This window comes from Pseudomonas sp. R4-84, assembly GCF_054130985.1.
Window position 1 is genome coordinate 207,797 of record NZ_CP096390.1, and the last position, 21,707, is coordinate 229,503.

Annotated in this window: 24 protein-coding genes and 2 pseudogenes; 17 read left to right on the forward strand and 9 right to left on the reverse strand. The window is 61.1% G+C overall.

Annotated features, from left to right (window positions below):
* Positions 1 to 3: 3 nt before the first annotated feature.
* Complete coding sequence (gene lptM, locus M1D68_RS00880; protein ID WP_033034938.1) at positions 4 to 174, reverse strand: LPS translocon maturation chaperone LptM; 171 nt, start codon at positions 172 to 174, stop codon at positions 4 to 6.
* 225 nt (positions 175 to 399) lie between these two features.
* Here lptM and cyaY point away from each other — a divergent pair, with 225 nt between their 5' ends.
* The 3 genes from cyaY to rnk all read left to right on the forward strand — a co-directional run bounded on the left by cyaY (position 400) and on the right by rnk (position 1,533).
* Positions 400 to 732, forward strand: a complete 333-nt coding sequence (gene cyaY / locus M1D68_RS00885) for an iron donor protein CyaY (protein ID WP_420765147.1) — start codon at positions 400 to 402, stop codon at positions 730 to 732.
* A 4-nt stretch (positions 733 to 736) separates the two neighbouring features.
* A complete protein-coding gene (locus tag M1D68_RS00890) occupies positions 737 to 955 on the forward strand; it encodes a DUF1289 domain-containing protein (protein WP_420765146.1) in 219 nt (72 codons plus the stop codon).
* A 167-nt stretch (positions 956 to 1,122) separates the two neighbouring features.
* Positions 1,123 to 1,533: a nucleoside diphosphate kinase regulator gene (rnk, locus tag M1D68_RS00895; RefSeq protein ID WP_420765145.1), complete on the forward strand. Its 411-nt coding sequence runs from the start codon at positions 1,123 to 1,125 to the stop codon at positions 1,531 to 1,533.
* Positions 1,534 to 1,541: 8 nt separating this feature from the next.
* Here rnk and M1D68_RS00900 read toward each other — a convergent pair whose 3' ends face one another.
* From M1D68_RS00900 to M1D68_RS00910, 3 genes are all read right to left on the reverse strand, one after another.
* Positions 1,542 to 4,385: a class I adenylate cyclase gene (locus M1D68_RS00900; protein ID WP_457968989.1), complete on the reverse strand. Its 2,844-nt coding sequence runs from the start codon at positions 4,383 to 4,385 to the stop codon at positions 1,542 to 1,544.
* A gap of 178 nt (positions 4,386 to 4,563) precedes the next feature.
* Positions 4,564 to 4,809 carry a TIGR02647 family protein gene (locus M1D68_RS00905; RefSeq protein ID WP_030129110.1) on the reverse strand — a complete coding sequence of 82 codons (246 nt, stop codon included), beginning with the start codon at positions 4,807 to 4,809 and terminating at the stop codon, positions 4,564 to 4,566.
* 145 nt (positions 4,810 to 4,954) lie between these two features.
* Entirely contained in the window at positions 4,955 to 5,245 is a 291-nt protein-coding gene (locus M1D68_RS00910) for a hypothetical protein (RefSeq protein ID WP_420765143.1), read from the reverse strand.
* Positions 5,246 to 5,369: 124 nt separating this feature from the next.
* On the opposite strand from M1D68_RS00910, the gene M1D68_RS00915 reads away from it, so the two are divergent.
* Positions 5,370 to 6,029 (forward strand): glutathione S-transferase family protein, encoded by a 660-nt coding sequence (locus M1D68_RS00915; RefSeq protein ID WP_457968991.1) that lies wholly within the window; start codon positions 5,370 to 5,372, stop codon positions 6,027 to 6,029.
* Between the two features lie 131 nt (positions 6,030 to 6,160).
* On the opposite strand, the gene argH is transcribed toward M1D68_RS00915, so the two are convergent.
* Positions 6,161 to 7,555, reverse strand: a complete 1,395-nt coding sequence (gene argH, locus M1D68_RS00920) for an argininosuccinate lyase (RefSeq protein WP_434608903.1) — start codon at positions 7,553 to 7,555, stop codon at positions 6,161 to 6,163.
* Here argH and M1D68_RS00925 point away from each other — a divergent pair.
* The 9 genes and pseudogenes from M1D68_RS00925 (at position 7,554) to M1D68_RS00965 (ending at position 14,452) form a co-directional block, all read left to right on the forward strand.
* Positions 7,554 to 7,826: a hypothetical protein gene (locus M1D68_RS00925; RefSeq protein WP_457968992.1), complete on the forward strand. Its 273-nt coding sequence runs from the start codon at positions 7,554 to 7,556 to the stop codon at positions 7,824 to 7,826. The genes argH and M1D68_RS00925 overlap by 2 nt on opposite strands.
* 43 nt (positions 7,827 to 7,869) lie before the next feature.
* A pseudogene (locus M1D68_RS00930) lies at positions 7,870 to 8,019 on the forward strand (sensor histidine kinase); the annotation flags it as partial.
* Positions 8,016 to 8,762 carry a LytR/AlgR family response regulator transcription factor gene (locus tag M1D68_RS00935; protein ID WP_420765140.1) on the forward strand — a complete coding sequence of 249 codons (747 nt, stop codon included), beginning with the start codon at positions 8,016 to 8,018 and terminating at the stop codon, positions 8,760 to 8,762. The pseudogene M1D68_RS00930 and the gene M1D68_RS00935, both read left to right, overlap by 4 nt.
* 127 nt (positions 8,763 to 8,889) lie before the next feature.
* Positions 8,890 to 9,831: a hydroxymethylbilane synthase gene (gene hemC, locus M1D68_RS00940; RefSeq protein WP_434561665.1), complete on the forward strand. Its 942-nt coding sequence runs from the start codon at positions 8,890 to 8,892 to the stop codon at positions 9,829 to 9,831.
* A pseudogene (locus tag M1D68_RS00945) lies at positions 9,828 to 10,574 on the forward strand (uroporphyrinogen-III synthase); the annotation flags it as partial. The gene hemC and the pseudogene M1D68_RS00945, both read left to right, overlap by 4 nt.
* 36 nt (positions 10,575 to 10,610) lie before the next feature.
* On the forward strand, positions 10,611 to 11,741 hold the full coding sequence (locus M1D68_RS00950) for a uroporphyrinogen-III C-methyltransferase (protein WP_457970799.1): 1,131 nt from the start codon (positions 10,611 to 10,613) through the stop codon (positions 11,739 to 11,741).
* Entirely contained in the window at positions 11,738 to 12,985 is a 1,248-nt protein-coding gene (locus M1D68_RS00955; RefSeq protein WP_420765138.1) for a heme biosynthesis protein HemY, read from the forward strand. The genes M1D68_RS00950 and M1D68_RS00955 overlap by 4 nt, the downstream gene beginning before the upstream one ends.
* A 287-nt stretch (positions 12,986 to 13,272) precedes the next feature.
* On the forward strand, positions 13,273 to 13,815 hold the full coding sequence (locus M1D68_RS00960; RefSeq protein ID WP_420765137.1) for a disulfide bond formation protein B: 543 nt from the start codon (positions 13,273 to 13,275) through the stop codon (positions 13,813 to 13,815).
* Between the two features lie 178 nt (positions 13,816 to 13,993).
* Positions 13,994 to 14,452 (forward strand): Rsd/AlgQ family anti-sigma factor, encoded by a 459-nt coding sequence (locus tag M1D68_RS00965; RefSeq protein ID WP_039590209.1) that lies wholly within the window; start codon positions 13,994 to 13,996, stop codon positions 14,450 to 14,452.
* Positions 14,453 to 14,509: 57 nt separating this feature from the next.
* Here the strand turns inward: M1D68_RS00965 and M1D68_RS00970 are convergent, their stop codons facing one another.
* Positions 14,510 to 15,175: an FKBP-type peptidyl-prolyl cis-trans isomerase gene (locus M1D68_RS00970; RefSeq protein WP_457968995.1), complete on the reverse strand. Its 666-nt coding sequence runs from the start codon at positions 15,173 to 15,175 to the stop codon at positions 14,510 to 14,512.
* A gap of 193 nt (positions 15,176 to 15,368) precedes the next feature.
* Here M1D68_RS00970 and M1D68_RS00975 point away from each other — a divergent pair, with 193 nt between their 5' ends.
* Positions 15,369 to 16,544: an AlgP family protein gene (locus M1D68_RS00975; protein ID WP_457968997.1), complete on the forward strand. Its 1,176-nt coding sequence runs from the start codon at positions 15,369 to 15,371 to the stop codon at positions 16,542 to 16,544.
* Here the strand turns inward: M1D68_RS00975 and M1D68_RS00980 are convergent.
* Positions 16,541 to 17,005, reverse strand: coding sequence for a TIGR02444 family protein (locus M1D68_RS00980; protein ID WP_457968999.1), 465 nt, complete (start codon positions 17,003 to 17,005; stop codon positions 16,541 to 16,543). The genes M1D68_RS00975 and M1D68_RS00980 overlap by 4 nt on opposite strands.
* 50 nt (positions 17,006 to 17,055) lie before the next feature.
* Between M1D68_RS00980 and M1D68_RS00985 the strand changes: the two genes are divergently transcribed.
* The 3 genes from M1D68_RS00985 (at position 17,056) to rhtB (ending at position 20,278) form a co-directional block, all read left to right on the forward strand.
* Positions 17,056 to 18,966 (forward strand): ATP-binding cassette domain-containing protein, encoded by a 1,911-nt coding sequence (locus tag M1D68_RS00985; protein WP_420765133.1) that lies wholly within the window; start codon positions 17,056 to 17,058, stop codon positions 18,964 to 18,966.
* Positions 18,966 to 19,547, forward strand: a complete 582-nt coding sequence (locus M1D68_RS00990) for a mechanosensitive ion channel domain-containing protein (protein WP_420765132.1) — start codon at positions 18,966 to 18,968, stop codon at positions 19,545 to 19,547. The genes M1D68_RS00985 and M1D68_RS00990 overlap by 1 nt, the downstream gene beginning before the upstream one ends.
* A gap of 98 nt (positions 19,548 to 19,645) precedes the next feature.
* Positions 19,646 to 20,278, forward strand: coding sequence for a homoserine/homoserine lactone efflux protein (gene rhtB / locus M1D68_RS00995; protein ID WP_420765131.1), 633 nt, complete (start codon positions 19,646 to 19,648; stop codon positions 20,276 to 20,278).
* A 57-nt stretch (positions 20,279 to 20,335) separates the two neighbouring features.
* On the opposite strand, the gene M1D68_RS01000 is transcribed toward rhtB, so the two are convergent.
* Positions 20,336 to 21,079 carry a penicillin-binding protein activator LpoB gene (locus M1D68_RS01000; protein WP_457969002.1) on the reverse strand — a complete coding sequence of 248 codons (744 nt, stop codon included), beginning with the start codon at positions 21,077 to 21,079 and terminating at the stop codon, positions 20,336 to 20,338.
* Positions 21,080 to 21,082: 3 nt separating this feature from the next.
* Positions 21,083 to 21,670, reverse strand: coding sequence for a penicillin-binding protein activator LpoB (lpoB, locus tag M1D68_RS01005; protein WP_030138155.1), 588 nt, complete (start codon positions 21,668 to 21,670; stop codon positions 21,083 to 21,085).
* Between the last annotated feature and the right edge of the window lie 37 nt (positions 21,671 to 21,707).

A 21,707-nucleotide genomic window follows, 5' to 3' on the forward strand; every position in this document is an offset into this window, starting at 1 on the left:
CCCTTAGTAAGTGGTCTGGGTGTCGTGCGAGTGGGACTTGGATTGCGACGACTTGGCCTGCTCTTCAGGGGACTTGCTGTCATCAGGCAGGTACAGCGGACCTTTTTGACCACAGGCTGTCACAAGGCAGGCAACCGCGACGAGCGCAGCAAGGGAAGAGATCAGGCGCTTCATGGCGAAATCCTTGAAAATGCGTTAATTGCGCCGGAGTATACCGGCCACCCGACAGCTTGCCTATGCAACGGGGCGCCCGTCCGGCGGGCCTTGGGCTCCAGGGGCGTTCATTCGATGGACAATGTTCAGCACCCACGGGCCCTTGGTCGTTATCCTTTGCATTCAGCCGGGCGCGTCCGTATCTTGCGGCGCTTGAGCATGATCAGACATTTTGAGGTTGTCGCAATGAGTTTGACTGAAGCCCGTTTCCACGATCTGGTCGATGAAACCCAGGAAAAGCTGGAGGATATCTTCGACGAGAGCGACCTGGACATCGACCTGGAAATCTCCGCCGGCGTACTGACCGTCAAGTTCGAAAATGGCACCCAGCTGATTTTCAGCCGCCAGGAGCCGTTGCGGCAGTTGTGGCTGGCGGCGGTGTCCGGTGGTTTCCACTTCGACTACGACGAGGAAAGCGAGCGCTGGATGTGTGACAAGAGCGAAGAGCAACTGGGCGAGATGCTCGAGCGCATCGTCAAGCAGCAGGCTGGCGTCGAATTCGATTTCGAAGGTTTGTGATTCCGTGAGCCAGACCGTCCCGGCGCGGCCGCCCAAGCCGCTCTACAGCAATGTCAGCCCGGCCGTGCCGTCGCCGTGCACCAGTGTATGCAAGCTCGATGAACGCAAGGTCTGCCTGGGGTGTTTCCGGCATGTGGAGGACATACGCGAATGGCGCTCGGCTGATGATGAGCGTCGGCGGTTGATTTGCGCCGAGGCGCTCAAGCGCAAGTCGCTGGTTTAATCGCTGGATTGGCGAGAGCGCTTTTGTGGCGAGAGCCCTTGGGTTGTATATTTTTTGAGCTGTGGTAGTGTCCAGCAACGCCTCAACTCATCGAGGCGCGTGAAAACCCCGTCTTTATGTGGCGGGGTTTTGCTTTTTCGTGCAGAAGAAAGGAGTCTGCCTGAATCATGACCGCACCTTCCATCACCCTTACTCGCTTGGACGTGCAGCGTCTGGAGCGTTTGATCGACAGCCTGGATGAAACGCTTCCCGGCGTGATCGCCTTGCAAACCGAACTGGATCGCGCCGAGAACCTGGTGGGTCACGATGAAGTGCCTGCCGATGTCGTAACCATGAACTCGCGGGTGCACTGTCGCGAGGAAAGCAGCGGCAAGGATTATCACCTGACGCTGGTCTACCCCAAGGATGCCAACGCCGACGAGGGCAAGATTTCGATCCTGGCGCCGGTGGGCAGCGCCTTGCTGGGCTTGAAAGTCGGCCAGCACATCGACTGGCCGGCGCCGGGCGGCAAGACCTTGAAGCTGACATTGCTGGAGGTCGAGTCGCAGCCGGTCAACGGTGGCGACTGCGCATTCTGAAGCCTGCCTCAGACCTGGTTCAGCGCCTCGTTCAGTGCCCGTTCCAGGTCGGCTTTGTAGCGCAGGAACAGGATACTTGGGCTGGCGCCGTCACCCACCAGGCCCGAGAGGTCCAGGTCGGTGATGTAACAACGATAGCGTTCGGCGTCGCGGCGCTGCCCGACAATTTCCCTGGCGACCACATGAAACAATTGGTCGCCATGCTCCAGTTCCGAAAATTCCCGCTGATCGCAATACAGGGTGACGTGCACTTGTCCGTGCGCCGCTTTGCCGATGATTGCTTGTACGTCATAGAACGGTTTGTTGACCGGCGTCTGCGGCGCCTGTCGTGATTCGACCCTCCGGGCCCGCCCATTCCCTGAAGGCAGGAGCTGGTAATAGAGCATTTCCAGCGTGACCGGCTGGGCAGCGTCCATCGGTAGCAAGGCATCGCGGCGGTACAGCACCGATTGCAGGAACCGCTGCAGCGGTACCAGCAGGCTCTGTTCGTCGTGATAAGGCAAGCGCTGCTGCCACAAGGCGTTGAGCTCATCGAGCACGTACAGCTCGGCTTCGTCCTCATAGACCCGGTAGAACACCTGGATGCACTCGGGTTGGCCCATGGGCAGGATCAGCGCCACATCGTGATCTTCCAGCGCCATTGAGTCCAGGTGCAGCGGGCTGTAGGCCGTCAGCTCTTCCCCCAGGTAATCCATCAGTGCCGACAGGCTGCCCAGCGCCACGTGGCTGACCTGGCCCGGCACCAATTCCAATACGTGGTAGTGCTGCTGGACTTGCAGCAGATAACGGTAATTGAGCTTGCTCAATAGCAGGGTCTGGGTGGTCTCGATGACTTCTTCGACCCGGCGTGCGATGAATTGCGCGCGGTTGTGACAGAAGCACCGGACCTGCAAGCGCGGCTGGCTTTGTATCGCAGGCAAGGCGTTGAGGTAGTCGCGCAAGCAATCGAGCAGGGCATGCTCGCCGTCGAAGCGGTTGACCAGCACTTCATTCCAGCTATTGAGCGTGACCTGGTCGAGGGTCAGCACCAGGTTTTCCCGAACCCCGGCGTAGCTCAGGGAATCGGTGCGCTCGGTGGTCATCAGGATGTTCAGGTCGCGGTGATGCTTGAGTGGGTCGACGCCCACGTTTACCAGAATCAACACTTCACTGGGCACGCTGGCGTGGAGCAACTGTTCTTCGTCGACCGTGGCCAGGGGCAAAGCGATGGCCTGTTGCAAACTGCCCAACAGGTTGAACAGTTCAAACTCGCTCAGGTCGCTTTCGCCGGGGTGCAGCGCCAGACGCGTGCTGCTGTCGATCACACCGTTGCGATGGCACCAGGTGAGTAATTCGAGCAGCTCGCGGCTGCGTTTGATGGGGGCGAAATTTTCCCATTCCAGCGCGTTCAGGCTGCCGTTGTACAAACCCCATTGGTTTTGCCCGGGCTCTTTCTTGTTCGGCGACTGGACCAGGGTCAGGGTGTCTTCCGCCAGGTCCGGGGCAATCCCGGGATTGATGAACTCGACCTTGTCGGCCTTGCGCTCGAAGGCCGCGTACAGCCGGCGACCGAGAACATTGAGGTCGCGCTTGTTGATCAGGCTGACGGTTTTCTCGGTGCGGGCGAACTGGGTCAGGAAGCGATAGCTGTAGGTCAGCTCGTTGACCAGGGCCCGCCGCTCGTTGCTGACTTGGCGCACCTTCCACTGGCTGCGGCTGTCCAGCAGCGCCAGTTGACGTTGGTCCCAGCCCCAATCCCGGGCCAGGCGCTCCAGCAGGTTGCGCTGCCAGCCGCTGCTGCGAGCATGGCCGGTGAGCTTGCGATTGACCTTCAGGTACAGGGCGCGCCGGATCAGTTCCAGACGTTCCGGCTCGCCGCGGGCGATCAGGTATTCCTCGAGGCGGCGATAAACGACCATGTACGGATCCAGCTCATCCAGATCCAGGTGATTGGCGAACACCGCCTGCTTGAAACGCAGGCTCAGGCAGCGGACATCCGGATGTTCGCTGGCGTAGACCTCGGTCAGCAGTAGCTTGAGCACCGACTTGTAGGGCGATTCAATTCCCTTGAATAACTGCCAGAGCCCGGCGCCGATGAATTCTCCCGGCGGGATGTAGGCCAGGTGACCCAAGTCCAGAGTCTCGTCCGCACGAATGAAGCGTTTGGAGATCAGCGTATGGGTGTACTGCTGGTAGTTTTCTTCTTCGTAGACCGGCACCAGCCACCAGATTGGCGTGCGCCCGGCCAGCCAGATCGCGGTGCGATAGAACTCATCCAGCAGCAGATAATGCTGGGTGGTTCCACAGTCGTCGGAGCTGAGCTGATTGTCCCGTTCGCCGCGGACGAATCGCTGCGGGTCGATGAGGAAGAAGTGCGCTTCGGCGCCCTGGGTGGCCGCCCAGGTCTCCAGCAACTGGCATTTCTTTCGCAGTTCGGCCAGTTCGTCGTCGCTCAGGTCCGGGCCATGGCACACCCAAACGTCCATGTCGCTCTGATCGGCCTGGGCCAAGGTGCCGAGACTGCCCATCAGGAACAGGCCGAGGATGGGCCGCGGTGGGTTGCTACCGTGGCGAGGTTTGTACGAGAACGAGCGAGTCAGCCGCTGGGCCTCGGCGAGGACGTCGGTGTCGGGTTCGTAATTGGACAGCCCGGCCGGTGTGCTGCCCGAGACATAACCGGGCAACAAGGGATGGTTGACATGAAAAAACAGCGGAAGCAGCGTCAACACGCCCTGCTGGCGGGTCGACAGCCCTTCGAGGGCGCGCTCCATTCGGCCGCTGTTGAGCTTGAGGAAACGCGCGCGCAGCTGGCTCAGGACCTTGCGGTCGATTCCCTCGTCCAGATCGGGGCGTATTTCATGGTTGCGGGTCATGTCAGCTCAAACCGGATCGCGGCGTCGAACGTGGGGAAAAAAACAGGTGATGGCAGGATAGCGCCCGGTTCCTGGAATTCTTGAGCTGGAAAACGCGGTCGAGCCAAGTATTTTTGCGGAGGCGCCACGCGCCTGCGGAAATCCCGAGCAGAGGGATTTCCGTGGGCGAGGCGGAAAATCAGGCGGTTTCTTGGACGCTAAGAATCGTCAGGACCGTTTGCACATTCTGTGCGGCATCACGGCCCAGGCTGGTCAGGTAACCGCCATCGGGTTGGGTGATGAGTTCTTTGTCAAACAGGCGTTGGGCAGCGGCGATGGCTTTGGGGGCAGCGGTCTGATGAATTTTCAGGCCTTCCTGGGAACTGTCCAGGTTGAAGAGTGCAAGGATTTCCAGTTCGGCAACCAGCTCAGGGGTAAGCGACATAAGGACTCCAGACTTTCTAGGAATTTGGACGACAGCGTCACTAAGGTGAGCGCACTTGGGCGAGCTGTCCAGTGTCAGAGTCATGGTTTTTTGTCCGGGAACTTTTTTATGCCGAGGGAGCCAGCTACCTCGCCACAAGAACAGCTTAGTTTTTTTCCGGCGGCAACTCGGGCAGGGCGCGCAATGCAGCTTCGTACCACTCGGTATTGAACGGACGGTCTTCTTCGAGGATCGCGTCGATTTCCACCGCCAGTACGTGGGCCATCAGGTTGAGAATTTCTTCACGCTCATAACCCACCAGGGTCAGCTTGTTGAACGTGGCCTTGGCCGCTGGTGGATTGTCGCTTTCGATCTGATTCTCGATGGCCTGGATCAGCGTATTCTCGACGAACTCTTCTTCGTCAATGTCGTTGCCGTTGTCGATGGGCTCGCTCATGGCAGCCTCCTCTAGGAAAAGGCGCCAGTTTACCTGTATTCAGCGGCGTGATGCGCCTGGCGCGAAACACGCCGGCGGTCTATAACCCAAGGCTGCCAACCCCGCACGGCCTGGAGGCTATGGAATGCTCAAGCTTTATGGTTTTTCTGTCAGCAATTATTACAACATGGTCAAGCTGGCTCTCCTGGAGAAGGGAGTGCCCTTCGAAGAAGTCCAGTTCTTTGGCGCCCAGACTCCGGAAGCGCTGGCCATCAGCCCGCGCGGCAAGGTTCCGGTGCTGAAGACCGAGCAGGGTTTCATCAACGAGACCAGCGTGATCCTCGAGTACATCGAGCAAACCCAGCCAGGCAAGGCCTTGCTGCCAACGGACCCGTTCGAGCGCGCCCAGGTATTGGCCTTGTGCCGGGAAATCGAGCTGTACATCGAGCTGCCGGGGCGCGCCTGTTATCCGGAAGCGTTTTTCGGCATGTCGGTGCCCGATGCGATCAAGGAAAAGGCCAGAGGTGAATTGCTGTTGGGGTTCGCTTCGCTCAGCCGGCACGGCAAGTTTTCGCCTTATGTGGCGGGAGAGACGTTCAGCATCGCGGACCTGTATTTCTACTACAGCCTTTCGTTGGTTTTGCAGGTGGGCAGGAAAGTCTTCGACATCGATCTGTTGGCGGACATGCCGGCAGCCAGGAACTTGATGGAGTTGTTGGAGCAGAATCCGCACGTGCGGCGGATCGCGGCGGATCGGGATGCTGAGATGCCCGCGTTTTTGGCGAAGATCGCTGCCAGGAAGTGAAATTCAAGCGCCTTGCAGGTCGCCATCGCGAACAGGCTCGCTCCCACGGTTAGATCTTCAGTGAACACATATTGTGTGAGCCTGCGCAGATCAAATGTGGGAGCGAGCCTGCTCGCGATGCTTTTGGCTTTTTAGCGGCTGGCAATCAGCGCCTGGCCACGCATCACGGCGGCCTTGACCTGCGCCGGTGCGGTGCCGCCAATGTGATCACGTGCATTGACCGAACCTTCCAAGGTCAGCACGGCGAACACGTCTTGCTCGATCTGGTCGCTGAACTGGCGCAGTTCGTCCAGGCTCATCTCTGCCAGGTCCTTGCCGCTGTCTACGCCATACTTCACGGCATGGCCGACGATTTCATGGCAGTCCCGGAACGGCAGGCCACGGCGCACCAGGTAATCGGCCAGGTCGGTGGCGGTGGAGAAGCCGCGCAGGGCCGCTTCGCGCATGACCGCATGCTTGGGCTTGATGGCTGGGATCATGTCGGCGAACGCCCGCAGCGAATCACGCAGGGTGTCGGCAGCGTCGAACAGCGGCTCCTTGTCTTCCTGGTTGTCCTTGTTGTAGGCCAGCGGTTGGCCTTTCATCAGGGTCAGCAGGCCCATCAATGCGCCGAACACCCGACCGCTCTTGCCGCGTACCAGTTCCGGTACGTCGGGGTTTTTCTTTTGCGGCATGATCGAGCTGCCGGTGCAGAAACGGTCGGGCAAATCGATGAACTGGAACTGCGCGCTGGTCCAGAGCACCAGCTCTTCGGAGAAGCGCGACAAGTGCATCATGGCAATGCTCGCGGCGGCGCAGAATTCGATGGCGAAATCGCGGTCCGAGACATTATCCAGCGAATTGCCACCGACGGTGTCGAAGCCCAGCAACTGGGCGGTGTATTCACGGTCGATCGGGTAGGTGGTGCCGGCCAGCGCGGCGCTGCCCAGGGGCATGCGGTTGGTGCGCTTGCGGCAATCCACCAGGCGCTCGTAGTCGCGGCTGAGCATTTCGAACCAGGCCAGCATGTGATGCCCAAACGTTACAGGTTGGGCGGTCTGCAGGTGCGTAAAGCCCGGCATGATGCTCTCGGCCTCGCGCTCGGCTTGTTCCAGCAGACCTTTTTGCAAGCGGGTGATTTCGGCCAGGATCAGGTCGATCTCATCGCGCAGCCACAAGCGGATATCGGTGGCGACCTGGTCGTTGCGGCTGCGGCCGGTGTGCAGTTTCTTGCCGGTCACGCCAATGCGATCGGTCAGGCGCGCTTCGATGTTCATGTGCACGTCTTCGAGGTCAACGCGCCAGTCGAATTGGCCGGCCTCGATCTCGCCCTGGATGGTCTTCAGGCCATCGATGATGCTGTCGCGCTCGGCATCGGTCAGCACGCCGACCTTGGCTAGCATGGTGGCGTGGGCAATCGAGCCCATGATGTCGTGGCGATACAGGCGCTGGTCGAAGTTGACGGAGGCGGTGAAGCGGGCGACGAAAGCGTCGACGGGTTCACTGAAGCGGCCGCCCCAGGACTGATTGGTCTTGTCAGTGCTCATGAATTCGCTCGTGATCGGCTGGAAAAAGATAACGGTTAACGCTGGCCCGGATGATAACAGGGTTGCCGGGGCTGGCGCTGGCGCTGCTCGGCAGGTTTTTTACCGTGCGGGTCAACCATTGCACGGGTTTTTTGCACAAGGATATTTTTCGATTGAGCAATATCGTCTTGGCAACCGTCTACAGTGGACGGTAGGTCTTTGCTTTTTCATCCTGGACGCATCGGACGCACCATTAAAGGGGGGTGCTCATATTGGTCAGATCGAGTCTTAACAAACCCTGTGGCGACGCTGTGCGACAACAGGCCTCGAGCATCGGTGGGCAAGCGCTGGTAAAGATCGACAACCGCCTCGCGGCACTTTTTGGCCCTCGGACGAGTCTTAGCGTGGATCGCGGTGACGGATGTCACTTCCCCTGTCTACGCTATCCTTGTGCGAGACTCACGCAGGAATCCAGCGCTATATGAATGTCCTGATCGTTGACGACGAACCACTGGCCCGCGAGGACCTGAGCCGATTGCTCCGTGAACTCGAGGGTTACAGTGTCCTGGAGCCGAGCGCCACCAATGGCGAAGAGGCATTGGCCCTAATCGACAGCCACAAGCCGGATATCGTGCTGCTCGACATTCGCATGCCGGGTCTCGACGGCTTGCAGGTCGCGGCGAAGCTCTGCGAGCGCGAGTCACCTCCGGCGGTGGTGTTTTGCACCACGCGTGACGAGTTTCCTCCCGAGGTATTGCAGACCGGTGCCGTGGGCTATCTGCTCAAGCCAGTGTCCATCCAGGCGCTGGAGGAGGCGTTGCGCAAGGCCGAGCGGCCGAACCGCACGCAGTTGGCGGCGCTCACCCGCCCGGCCGCCGAAAGCGGCAGCGGCCCACGCAGCCACATCAGCGCGCGGACCCGCAAGGGCATCGAATTGATCCCCTTGAACCAAGTGGTTTATTTCATCGCCGACCACAAGTACGTGACCTTGCGTCACGAAAGCGGTGAAGTGTTGCTGGACGAGCCGCTCAAGGCTCTCGAGGATGAGTTCGGCGAGCGGTTCGTGCGTATCCACCGCAACGCCCTGGTGGCCCGCGAACGTATCGAGCGCTTGCAGCGTACGCCGCTGGGGCATTTCCAGCTGTACCTGAAGGGATTGAATGGCGACGCGCTGATCGTCAGTCGGCGGCATGTCGCCGGCGTGCGCAAGATGATGCAGCAGCTCTAGCGCGACGTCCTCGAGCGTTCCGTTTCCAGGATTGGCGGCCAGGGAGGCCGCGACGTCGTGATTCAAGTCAAAGCGGTTTTGGCTGAGCTGTTATTATCTGCCGTATCTTTTAAGTACGGATTGATCCATGTCCCCTCGCGAGATCCGCATCGCCACCCGTAAAAGCGCCTTGGCCCTTTGGCAGGCCGAATACGTCAAAGCCCGCCTCGAAACGGCCCATCCGGGGCTGGTCGTGACGCTGGTGCCCATGGTCAGTCGCGGCGACAAGCTGCTGGACTCGCCACTCTCCAAAATCGGTGGCAAGGGCTTGTTCGTCAAGGAACTGGAAACAGCCTTGCTGGACAATGAAGCCGATATCGCCGTGCATTCAATGAAAGACGTGCCCATGGACTTCCCCGAAGGCCTGGGCCTTTTTTGCATCTGCGAACGGGAAGATCCGCGCGACGCATTCGTCTCAAACGACTTTTCCAGCCTTGACGCGCTGCCCGCCGCGAGTGTGGTGGGCACATCGAGCCTGCGCCGCCAGGCACAGCTGCTGGCCCGTCGCCCTGATCTGCAGATCCGCTTCCTGCGGGGCAACGTCAACACGCGCCTGGCCAAGCTCGACGCCGGCGAGTACGACGCGATCATCCTCGCCGCAGCGGGCCTGATCCGTCTGGGTTTCGAAGAACGCATCACCTCGGCCATCAGCGTCGATGACAGCCTGCCGGCCGGAGGGCAGGGGGCGGTGGGCATTGAATGCCGCAGCGCCGACAGCGAGATTCACGCTCTGCTGGCGCCGCTGCACCATGAAGACACGGCTATCCGAGTCTTCGCCGAGCGGGCACTCAACAAGCATTTGAACGGCGGCTGCCAGGTGCCAATCGCCTGCTACGCCGTCCTTGAAGGTGAGCAGGTCTGGTTGCGGGGCCTGGTGGGCGATCCGAGTGGCGGCCAACTGCTCGCCGCCGAGGCCCGGGCGCCGCGTCGCGATGCCGAGGCGTTGGGCGTGCGCGTCGCCGAGGACCTGTTGAGCCAAGGCGCCGACGATATTCTCAAGAAAGTCTACGGCGAGGCCGGCGACGCGTGACGGGATGGCGGCTGCTACTGACCCGGCCGGCGGACGAGTCGTCTGCGTTGGCGGCCGTTCTGGCGCAGGCGGGCATCCATAGCAGCGCCATGCCGCTGCTGGATATCACGCCGGTCCCCCTGTCCGAGTCCGAGCGAGACAAGTTCCAGGCTCTGGATCGGTACAGCGCGGTGATCGTCGTCAGCAAGCCTGCGGCACGCTTGGCCGTGGAGTTGCTGCGTCAATACTGGCCGCGCCTTCCAGAGCAACCCTGGTTCAGCGTTGGCGCCGCGACCGGGCAAATTCTGGTCGATGCCGGCCTCCGCGTTTTTTACCCCGAAAACGGTGACGACAGCGAAGCCCTGCTTGAGCTGGCGGCGTTGCGCCAGGCTATCGACCGGCCTGACGCACGTGTCTTGATCGTGCGTGGCGAGGGTGGGCGCGGTTTGCTGGCAGAGCGTTTGCGAGAGCAAGGTGCTAGTGTCGACTACCTGGAGTTGTACCGTCGCGGCTTGCCGCACTACGGCGAAGGCGAGTTGCCAGCGAAGGTCGAGGCGGAACGCTTGAACGCGCTGGTGGTCAGCAGTGGGCAGAGCTTCGAGCATCTGCACCGGCTGGCCGGTGACGCGTGGCCCGCCCTGGCGCGGCTACCCTTGTTTGTTCCAAGCCCCAGGGTCGCCGAGATGGCGCGTGCCGCCGGGGCCAGGACAGTTGTGGATTGTCGTGGCGCCAGTGCCGCGGCTTTGCTGGCGGCTTTACGGGAACAGTCCGTGCCGTTTTCTAATGCAAAGGATGGATACGTGAGCGAAACAGCCTTGCCAAAAGATCAAGATCAGCCAGCGGTCGAAGCTCCGACTGACCCGTCGGTGCCGGTGGCGCCGCGTCGCGGTAACGGGCTTGCGATTGTCGCGTTATTGTTGGGCGCTGCCGGCGTGGCCGTGGGCGGATGGGGCATCTGGCAAGTGCGTCACCTGCAAGCCAATACCCAGCAGCAGGCCGCTCAGGTCCAGGCACTCAACGACCAGGCCCAGAACCTCAAGCTCAACGAGCAGCGGCTGAGCGAACGCCTGGAGCAGTTGCCTGCGGCTCAAGAGCTGGAAGAGCGGCGACGTCAGATCGCCCAGTTGCAAGGCGACCAGCAGCGCCTGAACCAGCGCCTGGAAACCGTGCTTGGTTCCAGCCGCAAGGACTGGCGCCTGGCCGAAGCCGAGCACCTGTTGCGCCTGGCCAGCCTGCGACTTTCCGCCCTGCAAGACATCAACAGTGCCCAGGCCCTTGTGCAGGGTGCCGATGAAATCCTTCGCGAGCAAAACGATCCTGGGTCCTTCGCTGCCCGCGAACAGCTGGCCAAGACCCTCGCTGCGTTGCGCAGCACAGAGCAGCCGGATCGCACCGGCCTGTTCCTCCAGTTGGGCGCCCTGCGTGACCAGGTCTTGCAGTTGTCGGAAATCGCTCCCGAATACAAGGACCGCGGTGAATCCCTGCTGGGGCTGACCGCCGATGGCGACGGCGCCAGCCAGTGGTCGCAGTGGTGGGATCGTATTTCGCGCTACATCCGCATCGATTTCAATGCCGATGAAAATGTCCGTCCGCTCCTCGCCGGCCAGAGCCTGATGCAGGTGCGCCTGGCCTTGAGCCTGGCCCTGGAGCAGGCGCAATGGGCCGCCCTCAACGGCCAGGCGCCGGTGTACACCCAGGCACTGGCCGAAGCCCGTGACGTCCTCAAGAACAATTTCAACCAGGACAACCCGCAAAGCAAAATCATGCTGGAGCGAGTCGTTGAGCTGGGCAAGATGCCGGTGACGGTGGTCACGCCAGACATGACCGGCACGCTCAGCGCCGTCCAGGCCTATCTTGAACGCCGCAACGTGAACGCCGAAGAATCGGTCAAGCCGTTGCCCAAGGCAGGTGAGCAGGAGGCCACGCCATGAAGCGCCTCTACGTGATTCTGTTCGTGGTCATCGCCGTTGCCGCTGTGCTGGGCGTCGCGATTGCCGAGCATTCGGGTTACGTGTTGGTGGCGTACAAGAACTTCCGCTACGAGGCCGGGTTGTGGGTCACGCTGGCATTGATCGCGGTGCTTTGGTTGCTGTGGCGAGGTGTCACCGCGCTGATTGGGCTGGTGACCACCTCGACCGGCGTGGTCAACCCGTGGTCGCGGCGCAACCGCAGTCGTCGAATCCAGGTTGCAATCGAGCACGGACAGTTGGACCTGGCAGAGGGACGCTGGGCCAGCGCCCAACGGCACTTGCATCGTGCCGCCGAAGCCGAGCGGCAGCCGTTGCTGTATTACCTCGGCGCCGCTCGCGCTGCCAACGAGCAGGGCCTTTACGATCAGAGCGACAGCTTGCTGGAGCGCGCCTTGGAGCGTCAGCCCCAGGCGGAGCTGGCTATCGCGCTGACTCACGCCCAGTTGCAGATGGACCGTGGCGACACAGACGGTGCATTGACTACCCTGCAAGCCATGCACGAACGCTACCCCCATAACACCCAGGCCTTGCGTCAGCTGCAACGCTTGCACCAGCAGCGGGGGGATTGGCCGGCGGTGATCCGGTTGCTGCCCGAGTTGCGCAAGGACAAGGTCCTGCCTGCCGCCGAACTGGCAGAACTGGAGCGCCGGGCCTGGGGCGAAAACCTCACCCTGGCAGCCCACCGCGAGGCCGATGGCAGTGTTGGCCTGCAATCGCTTGATCGCGCGTGGCAGCAACTGACTTCCGCCCAGCGCCAGGAACCGGCACTGGTATTGGCCTACGCCGAGCAGCTCCGGCAACTGGGTGCCCAGGTAGAGGCGGAAGAGGTGCTGCGCGCTGCGCTCAAGCGCAACTACGACAGCCACCTGGCGCGCCTGTATGGCCTGGTTCGTGGCGCGGATTCGAGCCGGCAACTGCAGGTGGCTGAAGGCTGGCTCAAGGATCATCCGAATGATCCGAGCCTGCTCCTGACGCTCGGGCGCCTGTGCCTGCAGAACAGCCTGTGGGGCAAGGCAAGGGATTATCTGGAAAGCAGCCTGCGCATGCAGCGCAACCCCGAAGCTTGCGCCGAGTTGGCGCGGCTGCTGGCGCAGTTGGGGGATGCCGAGCGAAGCAACCAGCTGTTCCAGGAGGGGTTGGGGTTGCTGGATGAGCGCTTGCTTGCGGCGCCGCTGCCGGTTTCGCCTCAAGTCCTGTCAACTTGAGGCGGGACGAAGACTCTTTGAGGTGGGTATGAACCGCAGGGAAGGGAGAGCACACTCTCTCGCCACGGCGTCGTGCCCATCCTGAGGCAAACGGTGGCGAATCCCGGCCCGGTTTTTGGAGGTCTGACCAAGCGCTCAGCGAAGTCCTACAGCACACTGAGCTGAATCCTCTTTGGCCTGTCGGGAATTCCCTACACCTCTGGTGAAGTGTCTGCGCGGGGCTGCCTTGAAAGGCCCAGGGGCTTTCCTCTACCGTTACAGCTTGTCTCTTCTGTTACGGATCCGCCATGTCTCTGGCCAGCTCACGCTTCTTGTTTCTCATGGCTTCCATCGCTGCTGCCCTGGCTATGGGCGTCGCCAGTTATCTGGAATACGCGGTTGGCCTGTCCCCTTGCAGCCTGTGTATCTTGCAGCGGCTGTGCCTGATGCTCTTCCTGGTGAATTGCCTCGTGGCGTGCGTGCATGGCCCAACCCGCAAGGGCTGCATCGCCTATGCAGCGATGGGGGCTGCCTTTGCATCGGCAGGGTTGGCGTTGGCTTGGCGCAATGTACTGGTGCAAAGCGAGTCACATGAGCTGCTGCCTGACTGCGTGGCCCAATTGCCGGAGGTGGACTCGTGGTGGAGTGCCGCGCATCGCGTCGCCAATGGTGCCCCCGACTGTGCGAGTGTCACCTGGACGCTGTTCGACCTGAGCATCCCCGAATGGAGCCTGCTGTTCTTCCTCGCCGTTGCTGTCTCGATGACTTACCTGCTGTTGCGCCTGGTCTGGGATGCCCTGGTACGGCCGCTCGGCGGCGAGACGTCGCAGTTGGTCCGGGCGCTGGATTAAACACTTGTATGAACTTTCTCTCCTGCGTACCTTGAAGCAGTTGTCGCGCGGGCATAATCTGGCCCGCACGTATCATTGGAATCATGCCACTCGATCATGTTGTGTCTGGCTTGCTCCTGATCATTCAGGCGGGTGTTTCAGACGGCGAGGGGCGTGACTCAGAAGGGAAGAAATCACCATGCTCGAAAGTTGTCAGAATGCTCAGGAACGCTGGGGTGGGGTGCATCTGCTGATCGACCGCTGGTTGCAGGAGCGTCACGAACTGGTTCGAGCCTATGATGCTCTTGGCGACAAGCCTGAAGCACTGAGTGAAAGCCGCAAGCCCTTGCAAGAGTTCTGTGGTGTGCTGGTGGACTATGTGTCCGCGGGTCATTTCGAGATCTACGAGCAACTCACGGGCGAGGCCAAGGCCTTCAATGACAAGCGCGGCCTGGAACTGGCCGACACGATTTACCCGCGCATCGATGTCATCACCGAGAAGCTGCTGGCCTTCAACGACCTGTGCGATGAAGGCAAATGCGTGGCGGAAAAATTCAAGGAACTGGGCGGCTTGTTGCACGAGCGTTTCGAGCTGGAAGACTGCCTGATCGAAGTGCTGCACAACGCCCACAAGGAAGAAGCTGCGGTCCAGGCTTGAGAACATCTTCGGGACAGAAAACGGTACGCATTGCGTGCCGTTTTTCTTTTCAGGGCGTCAAGTCGTCGCGCCCAGCAGTTCAATTTCAAATACCAGGGGCGTGAAAGGTGGAATAACGTCTCCGGCACCTTCGGCGCCATAGGCCAGGGCTGAAGGAATCACCAACCGCCACTTCGCGCCTACGGGCATCTGCGGTAATGCATTGCGCCAGCCATCGATCACGCTATCAAGATAGAACCACTGTGCCTGATGGTTGGAATCGAACACCGTGCCGTCCGGCAGACGACCGACATACAACACTTGGACCTTGCCGTGGGGGCCGGCTTTCGTGCCACTGCCTGGCTTGAGTTCGGTCAACAGGATGCCGTCCGGCAATTGCTGGACGCCTGGCCGGCCTTTTTCCTCGTTGAGAAACTTCTGCTCGGTCTTCAGCGCCACTTGGTCTTGCGGCGTCGCCGATTGCGCCGTCAACTGCGCCTGGTGTTCGGCCAGGATCCTTTCGATGCGTTCATCGTCCAACGCCAGCGGCTTGCCAAGATAGGCCTGTTGCAGGCCTTCGACCAAGGCTTGTATCTGCAGGTCGGGTACGTCTTGGCGCAGGCGTTCCCCCAGGCTCGCGCCAAGACTGTAGGCCAGCTCCCGGGCTTCGTTTGCGTTGGGTTTTTCTGTGGCTTGGGCCACTGGGAAAATCATGCAAAGAAGTAAAAAAAGATGACGCGACATGTGTACTTTCTCCGGCCTCGATTCGAGGGATTATGCCAGTGCCGCAAACAGTAAAAGTGAATTGCCCAGGCGCCGGCGCAGAAGATTTCTTGTGCCGTGCAACGCAACGCCTTGTGTAGTGTCAACATGCCCTAGCGGCGGTTGCAGCAGAGGTCTAGTATGAGCCGCACTCACGTCAGTCAGGAGGTAAACCATGTCGGCCACTAAGAAGCCTGTAAACACTCCGTTGCACTTGCTCCAACAACTGTCGGGCAGCTTGCTCGAGCATCTGGAAAATGCCTGCTCCCAAGCCCTGGCTGATGCTGAAAAACTACTCGCCAAGCTGGAAAAACAACGCGGCAAGGCGCAGGAAAAACTCCACAAGTCGCGCACCAAACTGCAAGACGCGGCAACCGCTGGCAAAGCCAAGGCACAAGCCAAGGCCAAGGATGCCGTGAAGGAACTCGAGAACCTGCTCGATGCCCTGAAGGATCGACAATCCGAAACCCGCGCCTACATCCTGCAACTCAAGCGTGACGCCCAGGAAAGCCTGAAGCTGGCCCAAGGCGTGGGTCGTGTCCAGGAAGCCGCAGGCAAGGCGCTGACGCTTCGCGCGGCCAAGCCTGCCGCTGTATCGGCCAAGAAGCCAGCGGCTAAACCTGTCGCGGCGAAAACTTCAACAAAAGTGGCCGCCAAGCCAGTGACCAAGGTAGGGGCAAAGGCAGCCAGCAAACCAGTGGCCAAACCTGCCGTGAAAAAACCGGTTGCTGCCAGCGCGGCGAAACCCGTTGCGAAAAAACCGGCCGCCAAAGCTGCCGCCAAGCCTGCCGTAAAAGCAGCCGCTGCCAAACCTGTCGCCGCTAAGCCTGCTGCCAAAGTGGCTGCCAAGCCCGCGGCGAAAACCGCTGCCGCCAAGCCTGCGGCAACGAAAGCCACCGCTGCCAAACCGGCTGTGAAAGCGGTCGCCAAACCCGCTGCGAAGCCGGCTGCCAAGCCAACTGCGACCAAGGCCACTGCTGCCAAACCTGCTGCTGCCAAACCTGCTGCGAAATCCGCGGCCAAGCCAGTCGCCGCCAAGGCGCCTGCCAAAGCTGCGGCTAAGCCTGCGGCTAAACCGGCTGCAGCCAAACCAGCGAGCACCGCTGCCGCCAAGCCTGCCGCGACCAAGCCTGCCGCCAAACCTGCCGCCGCCAAGCCCGCTGCGAAGCCGGCCGTGAAAAAGCCAGCCGCCGCCAAGCCAGCCGCTGCAAAACCGGCAACCGCTCCGGCTGCCAAACCTGCTGCGCCAGCTCCGGCAGCAACCCCCGCGCCAACGGTTGGTACGCCAGCACCGGCACTGAACCCCAGTGTAGCCACCGCCCCAAGCCCCACTCCAACCCGCGTTTCCTAAACGTCGGAAACCGCGACGCGCAGCTGATGCAGCGCGTCGTGGTTGGCTTGGCCGGCATTTGCCGCAAGCCTTTGCAGCCACTGCGCTGAATCCAAGGATTGTCCCGTTGGCCAGTCCTTGACCGTTGCCTCCAGCCGCTCAAGCAATAGCCGTTCGGCTTCCAGTTCCAGTTTCTTGACCTGTTCGCGCAAGCCACCCAGCCCTGGATCCTGAAGGGCAAGGTTTTTCCATTGGGTGCGTAACTTGCGCAACGGTTGCACGACGGTCGAGTCCCAAGGTCCGGCCAGATGCTTAAGCTGCTGCAGCTTTTGCTCATCACAGCTCACGCCGCGTTGTTCCAACCACAGCCCACAGAGCAGCAGGCACACGTTCGCGCCCCCTGTCTGTAGTGCCAGGCACGCGGATTCCACACCAGGCTTGGCGTAGAGGTTGATCGAAAAGCTCCACAGATCAGACGACATCGTGCTACTCGCGCCAGTTGCGGGCGAAGCTGGTAGACTCCGCCGCCATTATGATTCGACTTCAGAACCTGACTTTACAGCGTGGCCCGCAACGTCTGCTAGAAGACGCCGAGCTGACCCTGCACGCCGGCCACAAAGCCGGCCTCATCGGTGCCAACGGCGCCGGCAAATCGAGCCTGTTCGCCTTGTTGCGCGGCGAGTTGCACCCGGACTCCGGCAATTGCTTGCTGCCCGCCGATTGGCGCATCGCCCATATGCGTCAGGAGGTCGACACCCTCGAACGCTTGGCGGTGGATTATGTGCTCGATGGCGACCTGCGCCTGCGTCAGGTCCAGCGCGACCTCGCCGCAGCCGAAGCCGCCCATGACGGCGCCGCCCAAGCTCGCCTGCACGCGGAGCTCGACAGCGCCGACGGTTATACCGCCGACGCCCGGGCTCGTAAATTGCTCGCCGGGCTGGGCTTTACCAATGAACAGATGGACCGTCAGGTCGGTGATTTCTCCGGGGGTTGGCGGATGCGCCTGAACCTGGCGCAAGCCCTGATGTGCCCGTCGGACTTGCTGTTGCTCGACGAACCGACCAACCACTTGGACCTCGACGCCATCATCTGGCTCGAAGACTGGCTCAAGAGCTATCCGGGCACGTTGTTGCTGATTTCCCACGACCGGGATTTCCTTGACGCCGTGGTGGATCACGTGGCCCATGTCGATCAGCGCAAGCTCACCTTGTATCGCGGCGGCTACAGCGCCTTCGAGCGTGCCCGCGCCGAGCGCCTGGCCCAGCAACAGCAAGCGTATGAGAAACAGCAGGCGCAGCGCGCGCACATGGAAAGCTACATCGCTCGCTTCAAGGCCCAAGCCACCAAGGCTCGCCAGGCGCAGAGCCGGATCAAGGCCCTGGAGCGGATGGAAGAGCTGTCGGCGGCCCATGTCGATTCGCCATTCGATTTTGTTTTCCGCGAGTCGTCGAAGATCTCCAGCCCGTTGATTGACCTGTCGGATGCACGACTGGGCTATGGCGAAAAAACCGTGCTGGAGAAGGTCAAGTTGCAACTGACCCCCGGCGCGCGGATCGGTCTGTTGGGGCCTAACGGCGCCGGTAAATCGACCCTGATCAAAAACCTTTCCGGTGAGCTCCAGCCTCTGGCCGGGCGCCTGACGCGCGGTGAAAACACCGTGGTCGGCTACTTTGCCCAGCATCAGCTGGATTCCCTCGATGCCAAGGCCAGCCCGCTGCTGCACTTGCAGCGCCTGGCGCCAACCGAGCGTGAGCAGACACTCAGGGACTTCCTCGGTGGTTTCGATTTCCGCGGGGCGCGCATCGACGAGCCGGTTCTGAATTTCTCCGGCGGCGAAAAAGCCCGCCTGGCCCTGGCGTTGATCGCCTGGGGGCGGCCGAACCTGCTGTTGCTCGACGAACCGACCAACCACCTGGACCTGGAGATGCGCCTGGCCCTGACCATGGCCTTGCAGGAATTCAGCGGCGCGGTGCTGGTGGTTTCCCACGACCGGCACTTGCTCAAGAGCACCACGGACAACTTTTATCTGGTCGCGGACGGTAAAGTCGAAGAGTTCGACGGCGACCTTGAAGACTATGCGCGCTGGCTGGTGGATTATCGCCAGCGCAACGCACCGGTCAGCAGCGCGCCGGTCAACCCGGACAAAACCGACAAGAAAGCCCAACGCCAGGCCGCCGCGGCGTTGCGCCAGCAACTGGCGCCGCACAAGCGCGAAGCCGACAAGCTCGAAGGCGAGCTCGGCAAGCTGCATGAAAAGCTGCAAAAAATCGAAACCAGCCTCGGGGACAGTGGTCTCTACGAGGCGGCACGCAAGGACGAGCTGCGTGATCTGCTGGCCGAACAGGCCAAGCTGAAGGTTCGGGAAGCGGAACTTGAGGAGGCGTGGATGCAAGCCCTGGAGTTGCTGGAAAACCTGCAAGCGGAGCTGGAGGCGTTGTCCTGATGGAAGCGTTGTCCTTGCCCATACCGGTCCTGTGGATCGAGCCGATCTGGCTCGGTGTGCAAATCCTGCTGATCCTGTTGGTAGGTTATGTTGCCCAGCGGTTCGTGGCGCGCTTCCTCACGGGGCTCGGCGAGCGCTATCCATTGCCGACCCAGCTGATGATCATCCTGCGCGGCGTGCTGCGCTGGTTGATCATGGGCAGCGCAGTGCTGGTGGCGCTGGAGCGCCTCGGTGTCTCGGCCACGGTGCTCTGGACCGCGCTGTCGGGGTTCGTTGCCGTTGCGGCGGTCGCGTTCTTTGCCATCTGGAGCGTATTGTCGAATTTGCTGTGTGCCATCCTGATCTACACCGTCGGCCCGTTCCGCCTGGGCGACGTAGTCGAGCTGGTGGAAGCCACCGACAAGCCAGGCATCAAGGGGCGGGTGGTGGCGATCAATCTGCTCTACACCACATTGATCGAACCCGAGGAACTCGGCACCGGCAGTTCCATGGTTCAGGTGCCCAATAGCCTGTTTTTCCAACGGTCGGTGCGGCGCTGGCGCGGCAGCGAGGCGTTTCCGGTCGGCGGTTTCGTCGAATAACCCGACACCTACCCTGGCGACCCCTGAAAAAAAGAATGGCCACCGGCCCGGCGGCGCATTAGCTTAGTCGTTTCGATGGATCTGAGCCGAGGTGTGCAATGTTGCTGGAAACGTGGCTGGCGTTTTTCGCCGCTTGCTGGGTCATCAGTCTTTCGCCGGGCGCCGGTGCCATTGCATCGATGTCCAGTGGCTTGCAATACGGCTTCTGGCGCGGTTATTGGAACGCCTTGGGCCTGCAATTGGGCCTGGCGCTGCAAATCGCAATTGTCGCGGCAGGCGTGGGCGCGATCCTCACCGCGTCGGCAACCGCCTTCTATGCAATCAAGTGGTTCGGCGTGGCATACCTGGTCTACCTGGGCGTCAAGCAGTGGCGGGCCGTCCCCGGCGACCTCAGCGACGACGCGGCGGTGCGCCCCATCGGCAAGCCCTTGGCGCTGGTGTTTCGCGGCTTTCTGGTCAACATCAGCAACCCCAAGGCCCTGGTGTTCATGCTCGCCGTGCTGCCACAGTTCATCGATCCCCATGCACCTTTGGTCAAGCAATACCTGATCCTTGGCGTGACGATGATTTGCGTCGATCTGATTGTCATGGCCGGGTACACCGGACTGGCGTCCAAGGTGTTGCGCCTGTTGCGTACCCCTAAGCAGCAACGGCGGATGAACCGGACCTTTGCCGGATTGTTCATTGGCGCGGCGGGTTTGCTGGCGACGATCCGCAAGGCTGCGGTGTAAACCAATGGGGTGAGGGGAGCCATCCCCTCACCACAAAATCAGTTACCTGACCGAAAATCAGCGCAGGATCACTGGCGCCGTGTCCCTCGGCAGATTGTTGCGCTGCACAGGTTCGCCGACTTGCTCCTGGATCGGGCCGCCGAGCTGTTCGCTCAACTGCCGTGTCACATCTTCCCCCAGCGCCTTGGACACTTCACGCACGACCCGCGGACGATTGAGGCTGATGCGCACGTCACGGTGGTTCAGTAGCTTGGTGTCCTGGCCTTCGCCCATGGCGGTGAAGGCCGAGGTGATCTCAAAGGTCTTGGTGTTGATCAGGCTGAAATCCGCCACCAACGTCAGGGCCAGCACCGCCGAGTAGCTGTCGGCAGTGCCAAGTTCATTGATGTCGCGGGTGAAGTCGATGTCCGACACAGTGCCGAACAGCACGTAGTCGGCCCCCTTGAAGTTCCCCGCCTTGATACGCTTGATCACGTCGTATACATCGCCCTTGGACGACGCGGTATACGGCGTACCCTGCACCAGCTGGAACATGCCGCTGCGCAGCATCTCGCCCTTGATATCACCGGTGAACTTGCGCAGCTCACCCTGCTCGATGTAACTGCTGGTGGCCTCCATCTCGTCGTAGCTCGACGACGCACTGGCGCTGTACGGGCTCGCCTGGAAGTTGCTTTGGGCCGAAACCGTGTGGATGTATTCCTCGACGCGTTCTTGGTACGCCAGATCCGTCACCGCGACTTTTGGGGCCGCTTGCGCAGTGAATGCGCAAGCCAGGGCCATCATTGCGATCCATGTGCGCATGGCTTAACGCTCCGTGGTCTTGCGGATTTCTTTTTCGTCCATCCATTCGGCCAGGCCGCTTTCGACGTCGATCAGTTGCAGGCTGAACTTGTAGAACACGTCCTTGTAATCTTCGCTGCGCTTGACGATCGAGCTGATGGAGCCCTCGATACGATATTTGGCGGCGATCATGTTGCCGGTCTTGGCCACGGTGCTCTTTTTGTACAGGCCGCTCTGGTTCTGCAACTTCAGCTGGTCGACCTGGCTGTCCATGGCGTTGTTGTCGCTGGCGAAGCGCGCCGCGCCAGTCTTCATGAGTTGGGTCTTGATGCTGGTGGTGATTTCCCGGGTATCGATGTACTCGCTGGTCTTGTTCTTCACGTCATAGACCTGGACCACTGGGCGACCCTGCAGCACGCCGGACTGGGCGAGGGAGCGAGTCATGGATTCGGCGATCATTTGCAGATCGGTGGAGCCGAATTCGTTGGTGACGGTTTCCACGGCCTTGGTGTCGCCATAGCTGATGTTCTTGTTGCCCAGGACCGGTGAGTTGTTCGCACAGCCGCTGACGAGCAGGGCGGCGAGGGCAAGGGAGGAAATGCGTAGGAACATAGGGGTTGCTCTCAAAGCTGAATAAAGGGATCAGGCA